Annotated in this window: 21 protein-coding genes and 1 tRNA gene; 11 read left to right on the plus strand and 11 right to left on the minus strand. The window is 73.9% G+C overall.

The window, feature by feature from the left end; genetic code table 11:
• Positions 1–11: 11 nt before the first annotated feature.
• Positions 12–82: transfer RNA gene (locus NP064_RS15525), tRNA-Gly, on the plus strand.
• Positions 83–926: 844 nt separating this feature from the next.
• Here NP064_RS15525 and NP064_RS15530 read toward each other — a convergent pair.
• Positions 927–1,139, minus strand: coding sequence for a hypothetical protein (locus NP064_RS15530; RefSeq protein WP_227569945.1), 213 nt, complete (start codon positions 1,137–1,139; stop codon positions 927–929).
• Between the two features lie 225 nt (positions 1,140–1,364).
• On the opposite strand from NP064_RS15530, the gene NP064_RS15535 reads away from it, so the two are divergent.
• On the plus strand, positions 1,365–1,736 hold the full coding sequence (locus NP064_RS15535) for a DUF4180 domain-containing protein (protein ID WP_227569944.1): 372 nt from the start codon (positions 1,365–1,367) through the stop codon (positions 1,734–1,736).
• 151 nt (positions 1,737–1,887) lie between these two features.
• Here NP064_RS15535 and NP064_RS15540 read toward each other — a convergent pair whose 3' ends face one another.
• Positions 1,888–2,643, minus strand: a complete 756-nt coding sequence (locus NP064_RS15540) for a hypothetical protein (protein ID WP_227569943.1) — start codon at positions 2,641–2,643, stop codon at positions 1,888–1,890.
• Positions 2,644–2,825: 182 nt separating this feature from the next.
• Here NP064_RS15540 and NP064_RS15545 point away from each other — a divergent pair, with 182 nt between their 5' ends.
• Positions 2,826–3,404, plus strand: a complete 579-nt coding sequence (locus NP064_RS15545; RefSeq protein ID WP_227569942.1) for a magnetosome magnetite crystal formation protein family — start codon at positions 2,826–2,828, stop codon at positions 3,402–3,404.
• Positions 3,405–3,447: 43 nt separating this feature from the next.
• On the opposite strand, the gene NP064_RS15550 is transcribed toward NP064_RS15545, so the two are convergent.
• Positions 3,448–4,353 (minus strand): LysR family transcriptional regulator, encoded by a 906-nt coding sequence (locus NP064_RS15550; RefSeq protein WP_227569941.1) that lies wholly within the window; start codon positions 4,351–4,353, stop codon positions 3,448–3,450.
• Positions 4,354–4,608: 255 nt separating this feature from the next.
• On the opposite strand from NP064_RS15550, the gene NP064_RS15555 reads away from it, so the two are divergent.
• Positions 4,609–5,037, plus strand: a complete 429-nt coding sequence (locus NP064_RS15555; protein WP_227569940.1) for a CBU_0592 family membrane protein — start codon at positions 4,609–4,611, stop codon at positions 5,035–5,037.
• Positions 5,038–5,113: 76 nt separating this feature from the next.
• Here the strand turns inward: NP064_RS15555 and NP064_RS15560 are convergent, their stop codons facing one another.
• From NP064_RS15560 to arsM, 3 genes are read right to left on the minus strand one after another with little or no spacing between them, the layout of a single operon-like run.
• Entirely contained in the window at positions 5,114–5,527 is a 414-nt protein-coding gene (locus tag NP064_RS15560) for an arsenate reductase ArsC (protein ID WP_227569939.1), read from the minus strand.
• Positions 5,524–6,687 (minus strand): ACR3 family arsenite efflux transporter, encoded by a 1,164-nt coding sequence (gene arsB / locus NP064_RS15565; RefSeq protein WP_372456395.1) that lies wholly within the window; start codon positions 6,685–6,687, stop codon positions 5,524–5,526. The genes NP064_RS15560 and arsB overlap by 4 nt, the downstream gene beginning before the upstream one ends.
• Positions 6,684–7,472 carry an arsenite methyltransferase gene (gene arsM / locus NP064_RS15570; protein ID WP_227569938.1) on the minus strand — a complete coding sequence of 263 codons (789 nt, stop codon included), beginning with the start codon at positions 7,470–7,472 and terminating at the stop codon, positions 6,684–6,686. Before arsM ends, arsB begins: the two co-directional genes overlap by 4 nt.
• A 160-nt stretch (positions 7,473–7,632) precedes the next feature.
• On the opposite strand from arsM, the gene NP064_RS15575 reads away from it, so the two are divergent.
• From NP064_RS15575 to NP064_RS15590, 4 genes are all read left to right on the plus strand, one after another.
• Complete coding sequence (locus NP064_RS15575) at positions 7,633–7,986, plus strand: ArsR/SmtB family transcription factor (RefSeq protein ID WP_372456394.1); 354 nt, start codon at positions 7,633–7,635, stop codon at positions 7,984–7,986.
• Positions 7,983–8,510 carry a GNAT family N-acetyltransferase gene (locus tag NP064_RS15580; protein ID WP_227569937.1) on the plus strand — a complete coding sequence of 176 codons (528 nt, stop codon included), beginning with the start codon at positions 7,983–7,985 and terminating at the stop codon, positions 8,508–8,510. The genes NP064_RS15575 and NP064_RS15580 overlap by 4 nt, the downstream gene beginning before the upstream one ends.
• 136 nt (positions 8,511–8,646) lie before the next feature.
• The gene (locus NP064_RS15585; RefSeq protein WP_227569936.1) at positions 8,647–11,265 is read left to right on the plus strand and encodes a circularly permuted type 2 ATP-grasp protein; all 2,619 of its coding nucleotides are present in this window, start codon (positions 8,647–8,649) and stop codon (positions 11,263–11,265) included.
• Positions 11,262–12,257, plus strand: a complete 996-nt coding sequence (locus tag NP064_RS15590) for a transglutaminase family protein (protein WP_227569935.1) — start codon at positions 11,262–11,264, stop codon at positions 12,255–12,257. Before NP064_RS15585 ends, NP064_RS15590 begins: the two co-directional genes overlap by 4 nt.
• A gap of 141 nt (positions 12,258–12,398) precedes the next feature.
• On the opposite strand, the gene NP064_RS15595 is transcribed toward NP064_RS15590, so the two are convergent.
• The 5 genes from NP064_RS15595 to NP064_RS15615 all read right to left on the minus strand — a co-directional run bounded on the left by NP064_RS15595 (position 12,399) and on the right by NP064_RS15615 (position 19,225).
• The gene (locus NP064_RS15595; RefSeq protein WP_227569934.1) at positions 12,399–13,307 is read right to left on the minus strand and encodes a hypothetical protein; all 909 of its coding nucleotides are present in this window, start codon (positions 13,305–13,307) and stop codon (positions 12,399–12,401) included.
• A 177-nt stretch (positions 13,308–13,484) separates the two neighbouring features.
• On the minus strand, positions 13,485–14,051 hold the full coding sequence (locus NP064_RS15600; protein ID WP_227569933.1) for a DinB family protein: 567 nt from the start codon (positions 14,049–14,051) through the stop codon (positions 13,485–13,487).
• Between the two features lie 308 nt (positions 14,052–14,359).
• Positions 14,360–15,700 carry a sigma-54-dependent transcriptional regulator family protein gene (locus tag NP064_RS15605; protein WP_227569932.1) on the minus strand — a complete coding sequence of 447 codons (1,341 nt, stop codon included), beginning with the start codon at positions 15,698–15,700 and terminating at the stop codon, positions 14,360–14,362.
• Positions 15,701–15,892: 192 nt separating this feature from the next.
• A complete protein-coding gene (locus NP064_RS16685; RefSeq protein WP_284439676.1) occupies positions 15,893–18,376 on the minus strand; it encodes an HtaA domain-containing protein in 2,484 nt (827 codons plus the stop codon).
• Positions 18,377–18,466: 90 nt separating this feature from the next.
• Positions 18,467–19,225: a neocarzinostatin apoprotein domain-containing protein gene (locus NP064_RS15615; protein WP_227569931.1), complete on the minus strand. Its 759-nt coding sequence runs from the start codon at positions 19,223–19,225 to the stop codon at positions 18,467–18,469.
• Positions 19,226–19,315: 90 nt separating this feature from the next.
• Between NP064_RS15615 and NP064_RS15620 the strand changes: the two genes are divergently transcribed.
• The 3 genes from NP064_RS15620 to NP064_RS15630 are packed head-to-tail and all read left to right on the plus strand — an operon-like array spanning position 19,316 to position 22,298.
• Entirely contained in the window at positions 19,316–20,362 is a 1,047-nt protein-coding gene (locus tag NP064_RS15620; RefSeq protein WP_227569930.1) for a heme/hemin ABC transporter substrate-binding protein, read from the plus strand.
• Positions 20,359–21,471: a FecCD family ABC transporter permease gene (locus NP064_RS15625; protein ID WP_227569929.1), complete on the plus strand. Its 1,113-nt coding sequence runs from the start codon at positions 20,359–20,361 to the stop codon at positions 21,469–21,471. Before NP064_RS15620 ends, NP064_RS15625 begins: the two co-directional genes overlap by 4 nt.
• The gene (locus NP064_RS15630; RefSeq protein ID WP_308015937.1) at positions 21,468–22,298 is read left to right on the plus strand and encodes a heme ABC transporter ATP-binding protein; all 831 of its coding nucleotides are present in this window, start codon (positions 21,468–21,470) and stop codon (positions 22,296–22,298) included. The genes NP064_RS15625 and NP064_RS15630 overlap by 4 nt, the downstream gene beginning before the upstream one ends.
• Positions 22,299–22,337: the final 39 nt, after the last annotated feature.

Genomic DNA, 22,337 nt, shown 5'->3' on the forward strand with positions numbered 1-22,337 from the left:
CAGCCGATCGCGCGGGTGTAGTTCAGTGGTAGAACTTCAGCTTCCCAAGCTGATAGCGCGAGTTCGATTCTCGTCACCCGCTCCGAGTAGTCACCCCAGGTCAGAGGGGCAAGGGTGCCCCGCTGCCGGGACGGACGACGCGTTCCAGATGGTGTCACGACCATGGGTAAGCGGCGGTGCGGATCGATCGCGAGTCACCTTCGGGCCACTTCCAGGCGAGCGCTCCCGTCGGCAATGGCCAGATGAAGCCGATCGGGATGGTCAACAACGAGGCTCTGGCTGAGCATTCGCTAACTGAGCACCGAGTCCGACACGGAGGCGGCTTGGCTGCGACCGATCCGACCGATGTTCCGGTCGCCGTCTACTTGGGCAACGGTGGGCAGGTCGCACCGCAGGCGACCGGGCATGATGCACGAGCGAGAGGAGCACGACCGACCGCTCCCCCAGGGCGTGAGGCGAGGCCGGTTCAGTGGGTCTCAGATGCGGCGGGCAGCTCCCATCAGCACAAGTGAGCGTCCGCCGAACGATGGCAACGGCGGCGTCATCGGGTTCACGTTCTCACGGTGACCACGTTGCCACACATGCTGCGGAACCAAACCAGGCGGGTCAGGCGGCGGGGTCCCGTTGCCCGGTTGCCCGGTTTCCCAGTCTCCTCGGTCGGCCGGTCCGTGCGCCGACGGCACATACCGGGGCTCAGATCAGGAGTTTCCGCTGTTGTCGTCAGCGTCAACAACGTGCTGGACGGGAGTTCCTGGTGCACGCAACGCACCGCAGTGCACACAGGCCGACGCGCATCGCCCTCGGCACTGCCCTACACCCTCGCTCTTGAGAATCGAAAGCCCGAGCGGCTCACCATGGCCGCAGTACCCAACCGCCAACGGGCAATCAGGGCACCGCGGCCATGGCAAGCCATCGCACGATATTCGCTAATCGATGCGACCAGTCTCTGGGTCGACGCGGCCCAAGAAGTTGCGAATCGCCCGTATCAGCACAGCCTCATCGAGTTTCGCTCGATCGTTACGGGCAATCGAGAACCCAGGCCGCGGCCCGCCCGCATGCTCCCAGATGAGATCGTAGGCACCAGGTTCATCGGAACGTTCCTGGACATCAAACACTTCACCATCAACCGTCAGGCGCATGGGCTCGCCTCCTTCAAAGGTCAGTCACAATTGAACTTGAATGTGGGTGTGTACAGCCGGTCCGGGAGGTCTGCCACACCCACGACACACCTACCGCCGGCCGGACGGCATCGCCGTCATTCCGCTCGCGCTGCTCGGACCCTGAGAACTGCAGCCTCAAGGAGCATGGGGCCGCCGTGACCGTCAGCCCAGCCTCCGCGCCGGGGGTCGCGCTAACGTCGGCGGATGCGCATCATCGACCACGACGGCATCGTTGTGCAGCACCTCGACGAGGTCGGGCCCGTCATCGCCACGTCCGCGGACACGTCCGACCTGATCGGCAACGCGTGGGCGGCGCAGGCCGACCTCGTCGCCGTGCCTGTCAGCCGTCTCGACCCCGAGTTCTTCCGGCTGCGGTCCGGGATGGCCGGCGAGATCCTGCAGAAGGCCGTCAATTACCACCTGCAGATCGCGGTGGTGGGCGACATCAGCGAGCACCTGGCCGCGAGCGAGGCGCTGCGGGCGTTCGTGGCCGAGTCGAACCGGGGGCAGCACGCCTGGTTCGTGCCCGACGAGGCCGCCCTCGAGGCCCAGATCGCCCGCATCAGGCGGGTGTGACCCGAGGACCGTTCAGCCGCTCCGACGTGCTCCCACCACCTGGGAGCGGCTGCCGTCCTCGCCGCAGGAGAGGAGAACGACCTCGCTCAGGCCCAGCCCGCCCGCTGAGTGGCGGGACCGCGCCCCGCCGCCACGCCCGCCCGGCCGGCCGTCACTCCTCGACGAGGCAGCCGTAGGTGTCCGGCAGCTCGACGTAGAACGGCGACTCGTCCGGGCAGGTGGCCGCGTCGGAGACCTCCACGATGACCTTGTAGTCGTGCGGCCCGTCGCAGGGCACCTCGTCGAGCATGTCGCTGGACGCGTCGCTCCAGCAGGAGCCCGTCAGCTCGCCGGCGCTCGGCGGCGAGTCGTCGGCCATCGCCCCGAGGGCGAGCACCCCGACGACGAGGCAGGCGACGGCGCCGCCCGCGACGGCCACCCGGCCGATCGTGCTCCCCCGGCCGCCCACAGACCGCACGGCCCGGTGCATGCGCCAGGCCCGCCAGAACAGCACGAGGCCGAAGAGCATCCCGCCGGTCCAGATGGTGCCGCCGCCCGAGGATCCGGCGGCGTAGAGGGCCGAGCCGGCGCCGATGAGGAACACCAGGACGCCGAGGGCGAACACCCCGAGCGCCTTCTTCTGGGCCGCGGCGACCTCGGCCGGGTCGACGTCGGCCGGGTCGGCGCCGGTCGGCGGCACGTTGCCCAGCGGAGCGCCCATGACGGGGGCGGCGAGCGGGGCGCCCACGGCACGCGGGTCCCAAGCCGGCACCGTGAAGTCGACGATCGGGGCCGGCAGCCCTCCGTCGGTGAGCCAGTAAGTCCAACCGGGCTCGGGGAGCGGCCACTGGGCGTCCGGCGTCCAGCCGGGCTGCGGGCTCCAGCCGTCGGGGGCCGCTGGCCACGCTGGGGGTGTGTTGAACCGCATCGCGCGCTCCTAATTCTCTGGAGCGGCGCCTGTGCGCCCTGCCCCCGTGTGGGTGCGATCGTCCCGCAGTCGGGCGGTCGACGGAGGCGATTCGCGTCAACGTTCGCGCTGTTCACCCATTTGCGGGCGGGCTGTGAAGAACGGCCCGATTGGGGCGGGCGACATGGCTAGGCTCACGCGCCGTGACCCCTCCCAGCAACCACACGCCCCCTCCGTCTGCCCATGAGGCGCGTGAGCTCCTCCACCAGCTCCAGCGCGAGGGGTTCTCCGCAGAGGAGGCCGATCTCGCGCTGCGGGAGGCGGGCATCGTCCCGCCCGGGCCGGCGGGCTACGGAGCCCTCGAGGCCGGCCGCACGCCTTACCTCCTGGGCCTGCTCGCCTGGCTCCCGATCCCGTTCGTGAGCGTGCTGATCGCCGGGGTCGCGATGGCCGCGGCGTACCCGAGCCAGCGCAAGCGGTCGGCGCTGGCCGCTGAGAACGCCCGCCGCGCCGCGAACTGGGGGCTGACCTATGTGCTCGGCGTCGTCCTCAGCATCGCGGCGACCATCCTCATGGTCCTCGTCGCACAGGGCGCGGACACCGCAGGACCCGACGCGTCGCCGTGGCCGCTCGTGTTCTTGCTGCCCATCTTCGGGCTGGGCATCGCCCACCTGGTCATCACGATCATGGGCATCCGGCGCACCTCAAGCCTCCAGGCTTTCAATCCCCCGGGTGTGCCGTTCTTCCGCGCCGCCACCCCGGAGGTCGCGCGCGCCGTCTAGATCGCGGTCCGGCACGGGGCGGCGGGGCGCCCGCTGCCCCGGGTCAGGCGAGCTCGATGCCGCCCGCGACGCCGAGCAGCACATCGAGCACGGCCGCGACGGCGGGCCCGGGCTCGCGTCGGGTGGCGCGGTGGCGTGCGACCAGCCGGCGCGAGCCGAGTCCGGGCACCGTGACGACGCCGACCCCCGGGGGGATCTCGCCCTGCAGCGCGAGCGCGGGCAGCATCGCGACGCCTTGACCGGCGGCGACGAGGGAGAGCGCCACGTCGAAGTCGTAGTACTGGTGTCGGGTGCGGACCCGCTCCCCCAGCAGCGTGGCGACCCGGCCGAGCGCCCGGTCGGCCGCGGTGCCCGGCTCCGCGCCCACCCACAGGGCGCCGCGCAAGTCGTCGAGCTGCGTGGGGATCGCGACGGCGGCGGGCACCACGAGACGCCACGGCTCCTCGAGCAGCACGGTGTCCCGCACGCCGCGCGGCACGGTGGCGTCGGCGTCCTCGTCGCGCTCGAGCAGCACGATGTCGGCCTCGCCGGCGCGGAGCCTGCGCAGCGCCACGGCCGGCTCGAGCTCCTCGATGACCAGCTCGACGCCGGGGTGCCGTTCCTCGACGACAGTCGAGGCGGGCCCGACCACCGCCCGGATCGCGGTGCGGAAGGCCGCGACCGTGACTCGCCCGGAGACCTCCCCCGCGAGGGTCGCGATGGCCTTGCGGGCGTCCACGAGCTCGGCCTCGATGCGCTCGGCGGACTCCGCGAACACCCGCCCGGCGGGGGTGAGGGTCACGCCGCGGGGCCCGCGGTCGAGCACCTGGACCCCTTCCTCCGCCTCGAGCCGGGCGATCTGCTGAGAGACGGCCGAGGGCGTCACGCGCAGCACGTCGGCCGCCGCGTGCACGCCGCCGGCACGGTGCACGGCGAGCAGGATGGCGAGGCGTCGAGGATCGGTGGGCATCCAGCGATGCTAGGCCCGCCTTGGGGTCCTCGCGCGTTCCAGATGACCGTCCGACCTGCGTTGCTACCAGGATTTGGGCATCTGATGGGCCTTCCGTGGGGAATGCCAGGGGCGGCCGTAGCCATGTAGTTCCGCTAACCAGTGGTGCAAACAAAGTTCATTTGTGCTGAATAGCAAGACGGCCCCAGACTGTGCGCGAGCCGCCGCGAGAAACCTCCGTGACGGCACGGGAACCGTGGGTCACTGGAGCAAGTCGTGGACGTCGTCATCACCTCGCTGGGCTGGCTCGGCGCCATCATCTGCGTCACCGCCTACGGTCTCGTCTCGCGGGGCACCTGGTCCGCCTCGTCGACCCGCTACCAGGTGGCCAACATCGCCGGCGCCCTGCTGCTGTGCGTGGTGGCCGCCCGCTCGCAGGTGTGGCCGTCCGTGGCCTCCAACATCGCCTGGGCCCTGATCGGCGCCCACGCGCTGACCGCCCTCGTCCGCGGACGGCAGTCGCCCGCCGATGCCGCCGCCACGGCGGCGGAGCACTCCGCGGCAGGGGCCACGTCGCAGATGTCGCTGCTGCCCACCCAGGCCACGGCCGCCACCGCCGGGGCACGCCCGATGATGGCGCCGGCCGGTAGCACGGCCGACGACCTCGCCCACCTGCCGCCGAGCTCGGTCACCCTCGTCGCCTGACACGGGCGGGCCTCAGTCCCGAGCGGCGCCTCCGCGGCTCGCGGCAGGCGAGGCAGCACGGCCGCCCAGCGCGCCGTCAGGCGCCGCGGGCGCCCAACAGATCGGCGAGCAGCGCCTCCACCCGGCCGCGGATCTCATCCCGGATGGGCCGCACGGACGCGATGCCCTGCCCGGCCGGGTCCTCCAGCACCCAGTCCTCGTACCGCTTGCCCGGGAAGATCGGGCACACGTCGCCGCAGCCCATCGTGATCACCGCGTCCGAGGCCTGCACCGCCTCAGGAGTGAGCACCTTGGGCTGGGCCGCGGTGATGTCGATGCCGACCTCGGCCATCGCCTGCACCGCGACGGGGTTGATCTGCTCGGCGGGCATCGAGCCGGCCGATCGCACCTCGACGGCGCCGCCGGACAGCGCGGTCATGAACCCCGCGGCCATCTGGGAGCGGCCAGCGTTGTGGACGCAGACGAAGATCACGCTGGGCTTGTCGGTCATCGGGGGCTCCTTGCGGGGGTCGGTTCAGCGGCGGGAACGGGAGTGGAGGACGCCGGGACGGTCGGGTCGCCGGGGAACCACCGCCGGCCCGCCCACAGCGCGACGTAGACGAGGCCGACGAGCACCGGCACCTCGATGAGCGGCCCGACGACCCCCGCGAGCGCCTGCCCGGACGCGGCCCCGAAGGACCCGATGGCCACGGCGATGGCCAGCTCGAAGTTGTTGCCGGCGGCGGTGAAGGACAGCGTCGTGGTGGTGGCGTAGCCCATGCCGAGCGCGCGGCCCAGCAGGAAGGCGCCCCCGAACATCAGCACGAAGTACGCCAGCAAGGGCAGGGCGATCCGGGCGACGTCGGCGGGGCGGCTCAGGACCGCCTCCCCTTGCAGGGCGAACAGCACGACGATGGTGAACAGCAGGCCGTAGAGCGCCACGGGACCGATCTTGGGCAGGAACCGCTGCTCGTACCAGTCCCGGCCGCGCCGGCGCTCGCCCACCGTCCGGGTCAGGTAGCCGGCGACGAGCGGGACGCCGAGGAACACGAGGACGGACACGGCGATCGAGCCGATCGAGAACTGCGCGGAGGTGGTGGCCAGGCCGAGCCACCCCGGCAGCACCTGCAGGTAGAACCAGCCCAGGCCGGCGAACGCGACGATCTGGAACACGGAGTTGATCGCGACGAGCACCGCCGCGGCCTCGCGGTCCCCGCAGGCGAGGTCGTTCCAGATCAGCACCATCGCGATGCAGCGCGCCAGCCCGACGATGATCAGCCCGGTGCGGTGCTCGGGCTGGTCGGGCAGCATCAGCCACGCGAGGGCGAACATCAGCGCGGGCCCCACCACCCAGTTCAACGCGAGGGACGCCACGAGCAGCCGGCGGTCGCCGGTGACGCGGGCCGTCTCGGTGTACCGGACCTTGGCCAGCACCGGGTACATCATCACGAGCAGGCCCACGGCGATCGGCACGGACATCGACCCGACGGTGACGGCCTGGAGCGCGTCACCGAGAGCCGGGACGGCGCGCCCGAGCACCAGGCCGACCGCCATCGCGGCGAGGATCCACACAGGCAGCCAGCGGTCGAGCGCGGACAGCCGCCGCAGCACGGGGGCGGTCGGGGCAGCGGGCGCGGGCTGCGCAGGTGGCGCAGTGCGCGCAGCGGTCACGAGGGCTTGACCGCGCGGACGATCGCGCCGTGCATCCCGTCGGCGACCTCGTGCGTGAAGGCCACGTCGACATCGGCGAACCCCGCGGCGCGCAGGCCGTCCAGGTACTCGCTCCGGGACAGCGCGCCCGCGATGCAGCCGACGTGGGAGCCGCGCTCGGCGCGCTCGGCGGGGCTGAGGCGGTCCTCCGCGACGACGTCGGAGATGCCGACGCGGCCGCCGGGCGCCAGCACCCGGTGCACCTCGCGCAGGACCGCGGCCTTGTCGGTGGAGAGGTTGACGACGCAGTTGGAGATGACCACGTCCACGCTGCCGTCGGCGAGCGGGAGGTCCTCGATGGCGCCCTGGAGGAACTCGACGTTGGCCACGCCCGCCTTCTCGGCGTTGGCGCGGGCGAGGTCGAGCATCTCCGGGGTCATGTCGACGCCGTAGGCGAACCCCGTGGGCCCCACGCGCCGGGCGGACAGGAGCACGTCGATGCCCCCGCCGGATCCCAGGTCGAGCACGCGCTCACCGGGCGCGAGGTCGGCGACGGCGATCGGGTTGCCGCAGCCCAGCGAGGCGAGCAGCGCCTCGGCGGGCACCTGCCCGGCGCTCTGCGCGTCGTACAGCGCGCCGCCGAACCGGTCGTCGAGCTCGAGCGTGGTCCCGGCGCAGCATCCGCCGCCACCGTCGGAAGGGCTCGGCGCGGTGACCGCGAGCGCCGCGGCGGCGTATCGCGCCCGCACCTGGTCGCGCACGTCATCGGCCTGGGGCTGCTGCTCGCCGGGTCCGGACTCCGTCATGGTCTCCACCTCTCCGTCGGGCGCCGCTGTGCTCGCTGGCGCGGTCTGTCGCGCCCTCTGCCCAGGCGCACCCATCGACACCTGTCGATGGGAGGCTCCCACCATAGATCGACGGCTGTCAATATCGACGTCCGCCGATCTCATTCGCCATACTGGCTCGATGACCGGCGCGACCATGACCACCCCCGAGTGCTGCGGCACGCTCACCAGCGACACGCTCTCCGCGCCCGACGCCGCCGAGCTGGCCCGCACCCTCAAGGCCCTCGCCGACCCCGCCCGGCTGCGGCTGATCTCGCTGGTCGCCTCCCACGACGGCGCCGAGGCGTGCGTCTGCGACCTCGTCGAGCCGCTCGGGCTCAGCCAGCCCACCGTCTCCCACCACCTCAAGGTGCTAGTCGACGCCGGCCTGCTCACCCGGGACAAGCGCGGGGTCTGGGCGTACTACGCACTGGTCCCCGGCGCCCTCGAGGCGGTGGCCGGCGCCCTCGCCTCCCCAGTGGCGGACCCGCGATGACCACGCCGGCCGCCCTCCAGGTGTCGACCACCGCGCTCACGCCCGCCCATTGGCCCGCCGTGCGGGAGATCTACGCCGCGGGCATCGCCACCGGCCACAGCTCCTTCGAGGAGGACACGCCCAGCTGGGAGTCCTTCGACGCGGGACGGCTGCCCGAGCACCGCCACGTCGCGGTCGACACCGCCGGGCGCGTGCTCGGCTGGGCTGCGGCCTCCGCCGTCTCGTCGCGGTGCGTCTACGCGGGCGTCGTCGAGCACTCCGTGTACGTGTCCCCCGACGCCCACGGCCGGGGCGTGGGACGGCTGCTCCTGGACACCCTCATCGCCTCCACCGAGGCCGCCGGGATCTGGACGATCCAGTCGGGCGTCTTCCCCGAGAACACCGCGAGCCTCGCCCTGCACGCCTCCGCCGGGTTCCGCGTCGTGGGCGTCCGGGAGCGCGTCGGGCTGATGCGCTTCGGGCCCCTCGCGGGCCAGTGGCGGGACGTCACGCTCCTGGAACGCCGCAGCCCCGCCATCGGCTGACCTCCCGCGAGCGCTCCCCGCGGCGTGACCCTCCGCTCGAACTCGCGGAGCGGATGCCGCTCGCAGCACGGCACTCTGCCCCCATCATGGGTGAGGGGCCGACGCCGGCTCGTCGAGCCGGGGGAAGGGGTGGCGGATGACCGACCTGCTGTCCTCCCCCGCCATGCCCGGCGCGGCGCCCAGCGCAGCGGGCGGCCCGGACTGGTCCTGGCTTCCCGACGCCTCGGACGCCCCGACCGACGGCGACCTCGCGCGGTACCGCGCGCACACGGCCCGCCTGCTAGCCGATCACGGCGTCAGCCATGGCAGCGACGACAGCGAGCACGGCGCCCGGGACTGGCGCCTGGACCCCGTCCCCGTCGTGGTGCACGAGCAGGAGTGGGCGGCCCTAGACGCCGGCCTGGTGCAGCGCGCCGAGCTGCTCGACGCCGTGCTCGCCGACCTGTACGGCCCCCAGCTGCTGCTGCGCGACGACCTGCTGCCGCCCGCTGTCGTGCTGGGCCACCCGGGCTTCCTCCGCGCGGCGCACGGGTTGCCCGTGCGGGGATCGCGCCGCCTCGTGCTCAGCGCCACCGACCTGTCCCGCGACCCGGCGGGCGCCTGGACGGTGGTGGCCGACCGGACGCAGACGCCGGCCGGGGCCGGGTACGCGATGGAGGACCGCCGGGTCGTCGCCCGGGTGCTGGCGGGGGTTTACCGGCAGGCGCCCATCCAGCGGATCGGGCCGTTCTTCCACGCCCTGCGCCTGGCGCTGCGCGAGGCCGCGCCCGAGGGCGTCGAGGAGCCCCGCGTCGTCCTGCTCACCTCCGGCCCGTACAGCACCACCGCGTTCGACCAGGCGTACCTGGCGTCGATGCTCGGCCTGCCCATGGTCGAGGGCAGCGACCTGGTGGTCCGGGACGGGCGGCTGTGGGCGCAGGGCGTCGACGGCGCCGAGCCCGTGGACGTGGTGCTGCGCCGCGTCGACGACGACCTGTGCGACCCGCTCGAGCTCCGCGCCGACTCCCGGCTCGGCGTGCCCGGCCTGGTGCGCGCGCTGCGGGCCGGGTCCGTCGGGGTGGTCAACCCGCTGGGCAGCGCGGTGCTGGAAAGCCCTGGCCTGCTCGCCCACCTGCCGCGCCTGGCCCAACCGGTGCTGGGCCAGGACCTCGCCCTCCACGCCCCGCCCGCGTACTGGTGCGGGGACGAGTCCGCCCGCGCGCACGTCCTGAGCCGGCTCGACCGGATGGTGATGGTCCCCACCGCCCGAGGCGCGACCCCCGCCCGCGGCCGTGCGGTGCGCCCCGCCGCGCAGTTCCCCGGCCAGCTGCGGGGATGGCTGCTCAGCCGGGCGGAGCGCGAGGACCTCGCCGACCGGATCCTGGCCCACCCGGAGCAGTGGGTGGGGCAGGAGCCCATCGAGCCCTGGGACGCGGAGGCCGGCTCAGCCCAGCTCCGCACCTTCAGCGTCGCCCACCGCGGCGCGTACCGCGTGATGCGCGGCGGCCTGGCACGCGTCACGCCTGCGCCCCCGCCGGGCTCCGCCGAGCCCAGCCCGGTGGCCAAGGACGTGTGGGTGGTGTCCTCCGAGCCCGACAACCCCCCCGATCCGTGGGTCCACGGCGACGCCTCGGCCCAGCGCATCCCCACCGCCCTGTCGCCGCGCACCGCCGAGAACCTGTTCTGGATGGGCCGCTACGCCGAGCGGGCCGAGGGCGCCGTGCGCGCGCTGCGCGCCGCCGTGGACCGGTGGGAGGACTACCACCGCGCGCCCGGATCGGTGGGCGGCCAGGCTCTCGCGGCGCTGCTCGCCGCCCTGGACGTGAACGAGCCCCGAGCCTGGGCGGGCCGGGACCCCGGGGCACGCGGCGCCGATGGCGAAGGGCGGGACGCGGGGCGCCCGCAGGCCGCGACCACCGACCTGCGCACCCAGCTTCTCGAGCGGTGGCGCCCCGGCACCGTCGCGTGGTCGGTCCGCAGGCTGGCGGAGGCCTCCGCGGCGGTGCGCGACCAGCTCTCCCAAGACACCTGGCTGCCGCTGGCCAGCATGGAGCGCGCCCTGGCGGACGCCTCCGGCCCGGACCCGGGGTCCGTCGACCGCGCCGGCACGTCCGGCGAGGCGGGCGCCACGGGCATGGGGCCGGTGCTCGACCGGCTGCTCGAGGCGCTGGTCGCCGTCGCCGGGATCAGCGCCGAGAGCATGGTGCGCGATGCGGGCTGGCGGTTCCTCGACGCCGGCCGGCGCATCGAGCGGGCGCTCGGCGTGCTGGAGTCCCTCGACAGGACGGTGACCACCCGGCGGTCCGATGACGTCGACTCCTTGGTGGTCGAGTCCGTGCTGCTCACGCACGAGTCGATACTCACCTACCGGCGGCGCAACCAGTCGCGCGCGAGCGTGCCCACCGTCCTGGACCTGCTGCTGGCCGACGGGTCCAACCCCCGCTCCCTCGCGTTCCAGCTCGAGCGGCTGCGGGAGGACCTCGCCGCAGTGCCGACCCCGCCCGGAGCCTCGGAGTCGCTCGACCAGTGCGCCCGCCTGCTGCAGGACCTCGCAGACCTCGTCACGGAGGTCGACACGACGGCGGTGACCCTGCCCTCCGCGGACGGGCGCCGGGACCGGCTGACGGACGTCCTCGAGTCGATGCGCTGGCGGCTGCGGGCCGTGGCGGAGGAGCTCAACCGGGTGTGCTTCACGCACCCGACGCCCAGCCGCTCGTACGCCGAGGCCTGGGGCTCGAGCCGCATCGACCACGAGGCCCCGGAGCCGGGCCGATGACGACCGTCCCCCTGCCCCGCACGTACGAGGTGGTGCACCGCACCACCTACCGCTACACGGATCCGGTGACCCGCTCCTACGGTCGCACCACCCTGGTCCCCCGAGACCTCCCGGACCAGCACCGGCTGGACTCCGCGATCACGATCGACCCCGCCCCCGCGGACTCAGACGCGCACATCGACTACTTCGGGAACCGCTCGACGTACTTCGCGGTCACCACCCCGCACCGCGAGCTGGTCGTCACCGCGACGTCCACCGTGACGGTCTCCCGGGCTGCGGCCACCCCTGACCTGCTGCCCGACGTCTCGTGGGAGGACGCCGTGCGGGCTGTGCGCCCCGGTGGCGCCCTCGGAGGCGCCTCGGACGACGACCGGGTGGCCGCCGGGGTCGGGCTCGGCCACGACCCTGCCCCTCGACCGGGCGCGGCCAGCCTCCTCGAGCTGCGCGAGGCGCTGCTGCCGTCCCGGCACGTGGCGCTCTCCGAGGAGGTGCGGGCCTGGTCGGCGCGCACGCTCACCCCCGGCCGCCCGCTCTCCGAGGTGATCGCGGAGCTCTCCCGCCGGATCCACTCGGAGCTCGTCTACCGGCCCGGGTCGACGACGGTGGGCACCACGCAGGCCGAGGTGCTGGCGCAGGGGTCGGGCGTCTGCCAGGACTTCGCCCACCTGATGATCGCGGCCCTGCGGGTGCACGGGCTGCCGGCCCGGTACACCAGTGGGTACCTCGAGACGTCGCCGCCGCCCGGCCGCCCGAAGGCTCGGGGCGCCGACGCGTCGCACGCCTGGGTCTCGGCCTGGGTGCCGGGCGCGGGATGGGTCGAGGTGGATCCCACGAACGACGTCTTCGTGGGCGACCGGCACGTGATCCTGGGGTGGGGTCGGGATTACGCGGACGTGCCGCCGCTGCGGGGAGTCATCTTCACCGAGGGCTCGGGCTCCGAGCTCGACGTGTCTGTCGACCTCGCGCTGCTGGGCGCCCCGTCGGCGCCTTGATCGGCGTTCCCCACAGGCCGCCCACAGGGTCATCCACAGGATGACCCCGCATGGACACGCGGAGAACACAGGCCTGTGGATATCTCCTGTGGATAAGTGGCGCCTCGGCGCCCCTCGTGCGCACCCAGCCACCGACCGGCGTCAGCCCGCCGAGCCTCGGGTGCGCGCCCCCAGCTCCGCCGGGCTGACGAGGAACCCGCCGTCGTCGACCACCACGCCGCCCACCGCGGGCATCAGCGCGGCGACGACCCGGGCCACCACCGGCGCGATCCGCCCCCGGGCGATGAGGTGCGACCGCGTCGGCTGCAGGGCGTCGAGCTCGGCGGGCTCCGGCGGATGCCACCTGACCGCGTAGGCGAACGGCCCATGGTCGCGCCACCCCATGGTCGCGAGCACCCTCGGCGGATGCGCGCGACCGAAACGGACCCGCACGTCCCCGTCGTACTCGAACCGCGCCACGAGCTCGTAGGGCATCGCCGACGAGCCTGCCGGGCCAGCTGGGCCGATCGCGCCCGCCGGGCCGGTCGTCGTCACCCGCGCGCCGGGAAGGCGCGGCCGCACCAGCTGGACCAGCGCCTCCAGTGGCAGCGCCACCGCAGACCACAGGGCCAGGTCCACGACCAGCGCGGCGTCGTACGTGACGATCTGGGACCTGTCGGGCGCCACGACCACACCCCCGGCGTGCCGGGCGGCCGCCTGCACCCAGTGCGCCACCTCGGCGGGCGGCTGGACGTGGTCGTGCGCCACGGTGTAGCCGTCGAGCATCCGCGCCGCCGACCGCGGCGCTCCCCCGCCAAGCGGCGCCTCGAGCGGCTCCGGCCCGACAAGCACCACGCCGGGCAGCAGCCGCAGCACTCCCGGCTCCGCCGTGACGTCCTGGGTGACCCCCCGGAACCGGGCTCCGGCCATCGGGCGGGCCCTGCGTTGCGCCTGGGCGGCCGTGACGGGCGCCCGCTCCCACACGGCGCCGGGGAACCAGGCCTCCGCGAGGGCGGCCACGTCGACGCCGTGAGGCAGCCCGAGCACCGCGCCGGGTACGGGGGTGTGCATGACGCCGCACGCTACCGAGCCGATGCTGCCGGGAGATTTCCGGGCGGTCATCACCATGGGTCACGGTCATCGGAGCGCTCGTCACCGTTGCGTCCACCGCTACGTCCACAGGCTTGCGCGCCTGGATGGCACCTCTGTGCACACAGGTGTGGACAGAGCCTGTGGATAACTTGGTGCTCAGCCCCGGACGTCGTGGAGGTGGTGGACGACGTCGTGCAGGAAGTACTGCCCGATGGACCGGACCGTGAAGGCCGACCCGTTGGAGCGGATCCCGGGACGATCGAGCTCGTCCTCCCGCACCGCGTCGAGCTGGGCCGCGAACTCCTCGGCCGAGACCGCCAGCTCCTCCGCCACGACGACCGGGTCCTGGAGGTCGTACCGCTGCTCCACCGCGGTGGCGTCTTGGTCCCAGTTGTCGAAGAGCGGACCGTCCTCGGCGAGCATCCGGCGGACCCGCTCCGCGAACACACGGTGCACGTCGCGCACGTGGGCGCCGTACTCGAGCACCGACCACGTCGTCGGCTCCGGGCGAACCCGCACGTCAGGACGGTGCAAAGCCGCGACCCACCGGGGCACCAGGTCCCGGACCGTGCCGCCCAGCGCCGCTGGCGGCACCTCGTCCGAGCGGAAGCCGCACTCGGCGCACCCCTCGTCCACCACCCCGGTCCAGTCCTTGGTGTCGGGGATGATCGCGGCCGGACGGGCCTGCGCAGATCCGGGCATCTCGGGCGATGGCAGAGTCATGACCGCACAGTAGCGGCCCCTCGCGCGCGCGGCATCGGGCGACGATGCACTCTCCGATGGCCCGGCCTGACCCCAGTCCGGTCAGGGTGCCGCACGTCTCCCCCCGGGCGTGCGGCACCCCTCGCGGTCCAACCGGGGGGCGAACCCCTCGGCCGGAGTCGGAGACCCCCACGACCTGGATCTCCAGCGGCGGGTCAAGCCGGTGAAACCACCGTAGGCGCCCGCACGTTGCACCCGCGTTGCACTTTCCTACCGGTCTGGCGGTAATTCGACGCGAATGTCGGCACGGGCGCGGAGGGGCCCGCCCCTCAGCGCCGCAGGTGCCGGCCGGGGCCGATGCCCAGCTCCCGGGAGAGCAGTTCGAGCCTGCCCTGGGCCCGCGCCCAGCGAGGCGAGCCGGCGACCGACAGGTGCGCGAGCCGCTGCCACGCCTGCCAGTCCTCGGCGCCCTCGTCGGTGCCGACCCACCGCTCGATCGCCAGCGCGTCCTGCGACGCCAGAACCGACGCGCGCAGCTCGGCGCTCAGCTCCGCGCGCAGGCGCTCGACCCCGGGCGCCCGCGACCTGGCCAGCACCGGCCCCGGGTAGCTCGCCAGGGCGCCCGCCACGTCACCTGCCGCGAGGGCCGTGCGGACGGCGTCGGCGTCGGTGTACACGGGCACCGCCAACCGGTACGGCCGCGACTCCCCCAGCAAGGGCCCGACGGCCCGGCGCAGCCGCCACACCTCGGCGCGCACCGTCACGTCGCTCAGGTGGTCCGGGTGCAGGTGCACCGCGAGCTCCTCCCCGCTGAGCCCGCGCGGGTTCGCGGCCAGGAGCAGAATCAGCTCCGCATGCCGCAGGCTCAGGTTGCGGGTGACCCCCGGGTCCGGCCCGTGCAGCACCCCGGCGCCCTGCCCCAGCACGTCGAGCCGGGCGGTGCCGGGCGGGCGTGGCCCCACCCCCGCGCGCGGGTCCTGCTCAGCGGCGCCGATCCGCAGCGCGCCCGTGGCGGCGGCGAGCTCGAGCTCGACCGCCATCACCGTCGCCCGGACCAGCGAGAGCATCAGCCCCGACGCGACGTGGTCGCCGCCGGTGACGTCGAGGACCCCGAGCACGCGTCGGGTGGCGAGGTCCCGGACCGGAACCGCCGAGCAGCTCCAGGGCTGCACCGAGCGCGTGAAGTGCTCGGCCGAGAACACCTGCACCGGTCGGCGGGTGGCGATGGCCGTTCCCGGCGCGTTGGTCCCCGCGTACTCCTCGCCCCAGGAGGCGCCCTCGACGAACCCCACACGGTCGACGGCCTTGCGCACCTTGCCGTCGCCCTCGACCCACAGCAGGCGCCCCACGTCGTCCGTGAGCGCGGTGACGAGGCCGTCCCCGACCGCGCCGTCGACCAGCAGCCGGCGAACCGCGGGCATCGCGGCCGCCAACGGGTGGTCCCGGCGGTAGGCGGTCAGCTCGGCGGCGCTGAGCTCGACCGGGGCCAAGGGCTGCTCCGGGTCGACGCCATTGCGGGCACTGCGCCGCCACGAGTTGGCGACGACCGGCCGCACCGAGCCGTCGAGGGTCCCCGTGGCCAAGAAGTTCTCATGCGCGGAGCGCAGGCTCGCCGCGAGGGTCGAGGGGTCCACCCCGGGAGGCACGGCGGGGACTTCTCGTCGGCGCATCTCACATCCTCCCCGACGTCGTTGTCGAGCGGCCGTCGTCGAGTCTTTCATCACGATTCTAGATCTATCGAGTGAAATGTCGAAAGAAGCGGCTTTCGCGAGGGAATTCGAAGCATCGCGATCAATCACCAGCGCAGAACGGCGCCGATCAGCCGTGTGGTCGACTGATCGGCGCCGTTCTGCTCGAGTGGGTCAGCGTCGGGCGGGCACCGGCTTGGCCGCCTGCGCGCGCCGTCGGGCCACGAGCACCATGGCCCCACCGAAGGTGACCAGCAGCAACGCGTAACTCAACGCGTCGAGGTCGCCGCCCGTGGCGGCCAGGACACCGCCCTTGCCGTACTTGGCCAGCGTCGCGCCCGATGCGCTCGTGCAATCTGTCTCTGCGCCGAGCGGCAGGGTGAAGGAGACCGGGTCGAGCGCCGCGCCCGCCGAGTAGAAGCCCTCGAATGCCGGCGCCGCTGTCGCCGTGAGGGTCGCCGGGAGGCCCTGCCACGAGACCTTGTCGCCTGCCCGTGAGGCCGTCCCGTCGGCGAGCCGCAAGGTGGCCACGGCAATGCCGGGGTACGACTTCTCCGCGGTGCGCACGTCGGCGACGAGCGTCGCCGACGTCGAGCCGTTCACCTGCACCCGCGGGTTGGAGATGGTCACGTCCAGCACGCCGCCGTGGCCGGTGAACCGCACCGAGCCGGCGAACGCCGCACGGCCCACGCCATCGTTGGTGTTGAACGTCCCGTTGCCGCCGCTCCAGGTCCACGGGCCCGAGCCGGCGACGCCCGTGCCGGTGGCCGAGCCGTGGGCGATGCTCCCGGTCACGTACTCGCGGAAGTCCCCCTTGACGCCCCACGAGAGCGTGGCGCCCGAGACGACGCGGGCCACGCACACGGGCAGCGCCGCCGCGACCGCCACCGGGAAGGAGACCTGGCGCCCGTCCGCGCCGATCACCACGAGGTGGTGGTTGCCCGCCGGGGTTCCCGACGGGAGCGTGACGGTGGTCCGGACCGTGCCGGACGCGTCGGCGGTGAGGCCCGTGGCGAGGACCACCGGGTCCGAGTGCAGCTCGAGGCGGATGCCCGTCTCGTTCGGCCGGAAACCGCTGGCCACGATCGTCACGGACTCGCCCGCGGTGACGGAGCCGCCGGCGCGGACGCCCTCGACCGCCAGCACCGGGGCGCTGGTCGGCGCAGGGGCCGGGGCCGGCAGGAGGCCGCCCGGCGACGCCGCCGCGAACGTGATCGGCCCGGAGACCGCGTCGAGGCTGCGGTCGTAGCCCGAGCAGCCGTGCGCGCAGAAGACGGCGGCGACGTAGGACGATCCGGAGCGTGCCGCGCCGGCCTTGACGGTGAGCGTCGTGCTGAACGTGCCGTCGGCAGCGATGCGCGCCTTGGGCAGGTAGTCCGAGGCCGTCCAGCCGCTCTGCGACGGCGTCGTGCCCGGGGTCCAGGCGCTGGCGGGGCCGATGTTCACGTACAGGCCGTCGTGGGACAGCGCGCCGGTGAAACCGGAGCCGGTGATGGTGAACCTCTGGTCGACGCCCGGGTCGAGGGCTGTCGCAGGGCTGACCACGAGGGTGGGCCCGACCGGCTGCTGGGGCTCGGGCGTGGGCTCGGGAGCGACCGGCGCCGCGGAGTACGCGACGGGCACGAAGAGCTCCTGCGCGGCGTTCTTGACGCCGCCGGCGGCGTAGGTGAACACGCCGATCGAGCCGCCGTCGACCACGGTGGGCTCCTTCACCGCGAGCCGCGCCGTGAACGTGCCGTCATCGGCGAGCGGCACCCACTCCGGGCGGATGGCCGCCTGCATCTGGGTCGGGACCTGGTCGAGCACGGACTCGGCGAGCACCCAGCCCTGGGAAGCGACCTTGCGCGAGGACGACGCCGCGCCCTCGGAGGGCCGCCACACGGCGGCGGCCGAGCCGAAGACCACGTAGGTGCCCTGCGGCAGGGTGGCGGGGATCGGGACGCCACGGCCGCCGAGGTTCCCTGCCGGGTCGAAGCCCGAGCCCTTGACGACGATCGTGTCGCCGGGCCGCACGGTGGCGCCGCCGAGCGGCGTCGTGCCGTCCGCGGCGAAGACGCTCAGCGAGGGCGTCCACGCCGGCTGCGGGCTGGGCGACGCCGACGGGGTGGGCGTCGGCTCCGGGGCCACGGTCGGGGTGGCGGTCGGGGTGGCGGTCGGCGTGGGCTGAGCCGCCGCGAAGGTGATCGGCCCGGACACCGCGTCGAGGCCGCGCTCCGACGCCGAGCAGCCGTGCGCGCAGAAGGCAGCCGCGGCGTAGGTCGAGCCTGGCGCCGCCGTGCCGGCTGCGAGCGTGAGCGTCGTGGTGAAGGAGCCGTCGCTGGCGATGCGCGCCGTGGGGACATACCCGGAGGCGGCCCAGCCGCTCTGCGACGGAACGCTTCCCGGGGCCCATGTGCCGGCCGCGCCGAGGTTGACGTACATCCCCTGGTGCGCCAGCGCGCCGGCGAAGCCCGCGCCGGTGATCGTGATGACGTTGTCGACGGACGGGTCGAGGTTCTCCGCCGGGCTGACGGTCAGCGTCGGCGAGGCCGCGGCGCCGGTGTCGGCGTTCGCAGCGCCGGCCAGGCCGACGATCACGGTGGTTCCCGCGATCGCGACCGCGGTCAGCGCGGCGAGGACTCGCCCGGCGGACCGGGATCTCCTAGTTCCTGTCAGCACAGGAGAGCTCCTTCAGGTAAGGCGCGGACGAGCGCGCCGTGGAGTGGGGCGGGCGGTGCGGGTCGAGGGCGCCGGAGGGCGCGAGCGCTGTCAGCTCGTGGGGTCCGAGGCGGGCTCGGCGGCGGTCGGCGTGCGTCGGCGGCGGGCCACCAGCACGGCTCCGGCGGCGACCAGGAGGACGGCGCCGACGATGCCGGCGATCAGGGGGCCGTCGACGCCGGCCTCCTCGTCGGCGGGGGCAGCCGCGGAGTCGTCCACGACCTCCTCGGCGCCGTAGGCGGTCATCTCGGGCTCGGGCGTCGCCGCCGGCTCGGGATCCGTGGCGGCGGGGGCGTCGGCGACTGCTCCGTCAGCGGCGAACGCGATCGGGACGAGCACGTCGCCGGTGCGGTCGTCCACGCGCGTGTGGTCGTAGCGGACAGAGACGGCGCACTGGACCTCGCGGCAGTCCACTCCGGCGACCGGGTCCTCGACGGCGACGGGGAGCGCGACCTCGAACGTCCCGCCCGGCCCGAACGGCGTCGGCAGGCCCGCGGCGTACGAGGGCGGGTTGGAGGAGATCCAGGCGGAGCCGCCGCCGGACCCCTCGACGTCGACACCACCGAGGCAGGGGGTCGGGGTCGCGCCGGGGCCGTTGTCGACGCAGACGGCTACGTAGATCCCCTTGGCCTCGTCGAAGCCGCTGCCGCTGACCGTCACGACCTGCCCGGGCGTGAGGCCCTCGGTCTGCGAGACGACGAGGTCGCCTGCCGGCGCCGCGGTCGCGACGCTCGCGGCGCCTGCCACGGCGCAGGCGGTGAGCACGGAGACGGCCAGGAGCCGCTGCTGGAGTCGGAGGCGTGGTTCCACAAACCGGACCGTACTACGACTTAGGCTTACCTTCCTAATGTTAGCCTTACCTCTGCCAAGCAGACCCCGGCACCCATGACCAGGAGAGACATGAAGACTGGCGCGCGCCCTCGGCCGCGATCCACCGCACTCTCCGCCCTCGCCGGCCTGCTGGCCGTGGTCCTGCTCGCCGGGTGCGCCCCCGCGGACGCGACCGCCCCATCGGCCACCGGCGACACGGCGGGGCCCGCGACCGCCGTGGTCGACGACGCGAGCATCCACCCGATCACCACCGACCCCGAGCCCCGCCTGCCCGTGACCGTGCGCTCCTACGACGGGGTGGACGTCACCATCACCGACGTGAGCCGGATCATCGCCGTCGACCTGTATGGGACCCTCGGCGAGATCGTCTACACCCTCGGCCTCGGGGACAACGTCGTCGGGCGCGACCGGGCGACGGGCTTCCCGGAGGCCGCCGACGTGCCACTCGTCTCCGCCGCCGGGCACGACCTCAACGCGGAGTCGATCCTCTCGTTGAACCCCACCGTCGTCCTCACCGACACCTCGATCGGGCCGTCCGAGGTGCAGGCCCAGCTCCGCGCGGCGGGCATCCCGGTCGTCTACTTCACGCCTGAGCGAACGCTCGAGGGGATCGGGCCCCAGATCACCGCCGTGGCGGAGGCGCTGGGCGTCCCCGAGGCCGGCGCCGCCCTGGTCGAGCGGGTCGAGGGCGAGATCGCCAGCGCGGTCGAGCTGGCCCCGGCCGACGGCGAGGCGCCGCGGATCGCGTTCCTCTACCTGCGCGGCGCCGCCGGGATCTACCTGCTGGGCGGCCCCGGCTCGGGCGCCGACGCGATGATCCATGCGATCGGCGCCGTCGACGTGGGCACCAACATCGGGCTCGACCGCTCGTTCGTCAACCTGACCAGCGAGGCGCTGATCAGCGCCGCCCCCGACGTGATCCTCGTGTTCTCCGAGGGCCTGAAGTCGGTCGGCGGGGTCGACGGGCTGGTGGGCATCACGGGCATCGCGCAGACCCCCGCGGGCGCCAACCGCCGCGTGGTCGACATGAGCGACACGACACTGCTGAGCTTCGGCCCGCGCACGGGCGCCACGGTGCGCGCCCTGGCCGAGGCCGTGCACGGGACGTCCCGATGACCACCACCGTCGGCGCCGCCCGCCCTGCCGGGCCCGGCTCTCCCAGCCCCGCTCCCCCCGGCACGCCGGTCGCCCATCGGCGCAGAGGGCGACTGCTGCTCATCAGCCTGGCTGTCGCCGTGGTAGTCGCCGCCGTGGTCGCCGCCGGGGTGGGCCAGGTCCGCATCCCGCCCGCCGAGGTGCTCGGCTCGCTGCTGCACCGCGTCGGGCTCGACGTCGGGCCTTTGCCGAGCCACCCGCAGGGCGAGAACACGTTGTGGCTCGTGCGGTTCCCCCGCCTCACCCTGGCGCTGCTGGTGGGCGCCGCACTCGGCTGCGCCGGGGCGCTGATGCAAGGCGTCTTCGCCAACCCGCTCGCCGAGCCCGGCATCATCGGCGTGTCCTCGGGGGCCGCGGTCGGCGCGTGCGCGGTCATCGTCTTCGGCGGCGCCCTCACGGCCGGGCCGTGGGTCGCCGCGGCTGCGTTCGTCGGCGGGCTCGTCACCACCTTCGCCGTGTACGCGCTGGCCCGCTCGGGTGGGCGCACCGAGGTGGTGACGCTGGTGCTGACGGGCGTGGCCATCAACGCGTTCGCGGGCGGGCTGCTCGCCTTCTTCACCTTCATCGCCTCGCCGGCCGCGCGCGAGCAGATCGTCTTCTGGCAGCTCGGGTCCCTCAACGGGGCGTCGTGGTCCTCGGTGGCGATCGTGGCGCCCCTGGTGGCGATCGGCCTCGTCATCGCCATGGCCCTCGCGCGCCGGCTGGACCTGCTGTCCTTGGGCGAGCGCGCGGCCCGGCACCTCGGGGTGAACGTCGAACGGCTCCGGCAAGGGGTCATCGTCCTCGTCGCCGTGCTGGTCGCCTCCGGGGTGGCGTTCACCGGCATCATCGCGTTCGTGGGGCTCGTGGTGCCGCACCTGGTGCGGATGGCGGCCGGCCCCGGTCATCGGCTGCTCGTCCCGGGCTCCGCGCTCGGCGGCGCCCTGGTGCTGCTGGTGGCAGACCTTGTCGCGCGCACGGCGATCGCCAACGCCGACCTGCCGCTGGGCATGCTCACCTCGCTGGTCGGCGGGCCGTTCTTCTTCTGGCTGCTGCGTCGCACGCGCGCCACGCAGGGCGGCTGGGCGTGAGCGCCCGCCTGCTCCCGTGGCGCCGGCCCGTCCGGCTTCCGACGCCCCACGAGCCCGGCGCGCTGGCGGCCCGGGTGCGAGGGGCTCACCTGACGCGCGGGGCCACCGAGGTGCTGTGCGGGGTCGACCTCGACGTCCGCGCCGGCGAGGTGCGCGCGCTGCTCGGCCCCAACGGGGCCGGGAAGTCGTCGCTGCTGGGCGTCCTCACGGGCGATCTGGCGCCGTCCGCGGGAAGCGTCGAGATCGACGGGGAGCCGCTGGCGCACTGGAGCACCACCGAGCTGGCGCTGCGCCGATCGGTGCTGCTCCAGCACGTCGGCGTCTCCTTCCCCTTCACTGTCACCGAAGTAGTGCGGATGGGACGGGCGCCGTGGCGGGGCACGCCGCTCGACCTGGAGGACGACGACGCGGTCGCCCAGGGGCTGGTGGACGCCGACGTGACTCACCTGGCGGATCGCCAGTTCACCGCGCTCTCCGGCGGCGAGCGCGCCCGGGCGGCCCTGGCCAGGGTGCTCGCGCAGCGCACGCAGGTCCTGCTACTGGATGAGCCGACCGCGGCGCTCGACCTACGGCACCAGGAGCTCGTGCTGCAGCTCGCGCGCGGCCACGCGCAGGCGGGCGGCGCTGTGGTGGTCGTGGTCCACGATCTCGGGCTCGCCGCCGCCTATGCCGACCAGGTGACGGTGCTCGCCCATGGGCGGGTCGTCGCGGAGGGCCCTCCGGCAGATGCCCTGACGTCCGAGCTGCTCACCGAGGTGTACGAGTACCCGGTGGAGGTCTTCGCCCATCCGCGGTCTGCCCGCCAGGTCATCCTCCCGAGGCGTTGAGTCGCGACGCGCCGGGCAGGTCGACGGGCTACCTGACAG

The sequence above is a fragment of the Cellulomonas chengniuliangii genome (assembly GCF_024508335.1).
Taxonomy (GTDB): domain Bacteria; phylum Actinomycetota; class Actinomycetes; order Actinomycetales; family Cellulomonadaceae; genus Cellulomonas_A; species Cellulomonas_A chengniuliangii.

Bases quoted from the DNA above. Each gene is read 5' to 3' on its own strand.
- NP064_RS15535 (WP_227569944.1), top strand. From the start codon at position 1,365: ATGCGCATCATCGACCACGACGGCATCGTTGTGCAGCACCTCGACGAG.
- NP064_RS15625 (WP_227569929.1), top strand. From the start codon at position 20,359: ATGACCACCACCGTCGGCGCCGCCCGCCCTGCCGGGCCCGGCTCTCCC.
- NP064_RS15575 (WP_372456394.1), top strand. From the start codon at position 7,633: ATGACCGGCGCGACCATGACCACCCCCGAGTGCTGCGGCACGCTCACC.
- NP064_RS15560 (WP_227569939.1), bottom strand. From the start codon at position 5,527: ATGACCGACAAGCCCAGCGTGATCTTCGTCTGCGTCCACAACGCTGGC.
- NP064_RS15605 (WP_227569932.1), bottom strand. From the start codon at position 15,700: ATGCGCCGACGAGAAGTCCCCGCCGTGCCTCCCGGGGTGGACCCCTCG.
- NP064_RS15595 (WP_227569934.1), bottom strand. From the start codon at position 13,307: ATGCACACCCCCGTACCCGGCGCGGTGCTCGGGCTGCCTCACGGCGTC.
- NP064_RS15530 (WP_227569945.1), bottom strand. From the start codon at position 1,139: ATGCGCCTGACGGTTGATGGTGAAGTGTTTGATGTCCAGGAACGTTCC.
- NP064_RS15540 (WP_227569943.1), bottom strand. From the start codon at position 2,643: ATGCGGTTCAACACACCCCCAGCGTGGCCAGCGGCCCCCGACGGCTGG.
- NP064_RS15550 (WP_227569941.1), bottom strand. From the start codon at position 4,353: ATGCCCACCGATCCTCGACGCCTCGCCATCCTGCTCGCCGTGCACCGT.
- arsM (WP_227569938.1), bottom strand. From the start codon at position 7,472: ATGACGGAGTCCGGACCCGGCGAGCAGCAGCCCCAGGCCGATGACGTG.
- NP064_RS15580 (WP_227569937.1), top strand. From the start codon at position 7,983: ATGACCACGCCGGCCGCCCTCCAGGTGTCGACCACCGCGCTCACGCCC.
- NP064_RS15600 (WP_227569933.1), bottom strand. From the start codon at position 14,051: ATGACTCTGCCATCGCCCGAGATGCCCGGATCTGCGCAGGCCCGTCCG.
- NP064_RS15620 (WP_227569930.1), top strand. From the start codon at position 19,316: ATGAAGACTGGCGCGCGCCCTCGGCCGCGATCCACCGCACTCTCCGCC.
- NP064_RS15585 (WP_227569936.1), top strand. From the start codon at position 8,647: ATGACCGACCTGCTGTCCTCCCCCGCCATGCCCGGCGCGGCGCCCAGC.
- NP064_RS15590 (WP_227569935.1), top strand. From the start codon at position 11,262: ATGACGACCGTCCCCCTGCCCCGCACGTACGAGGTGGTGCACCGCACC.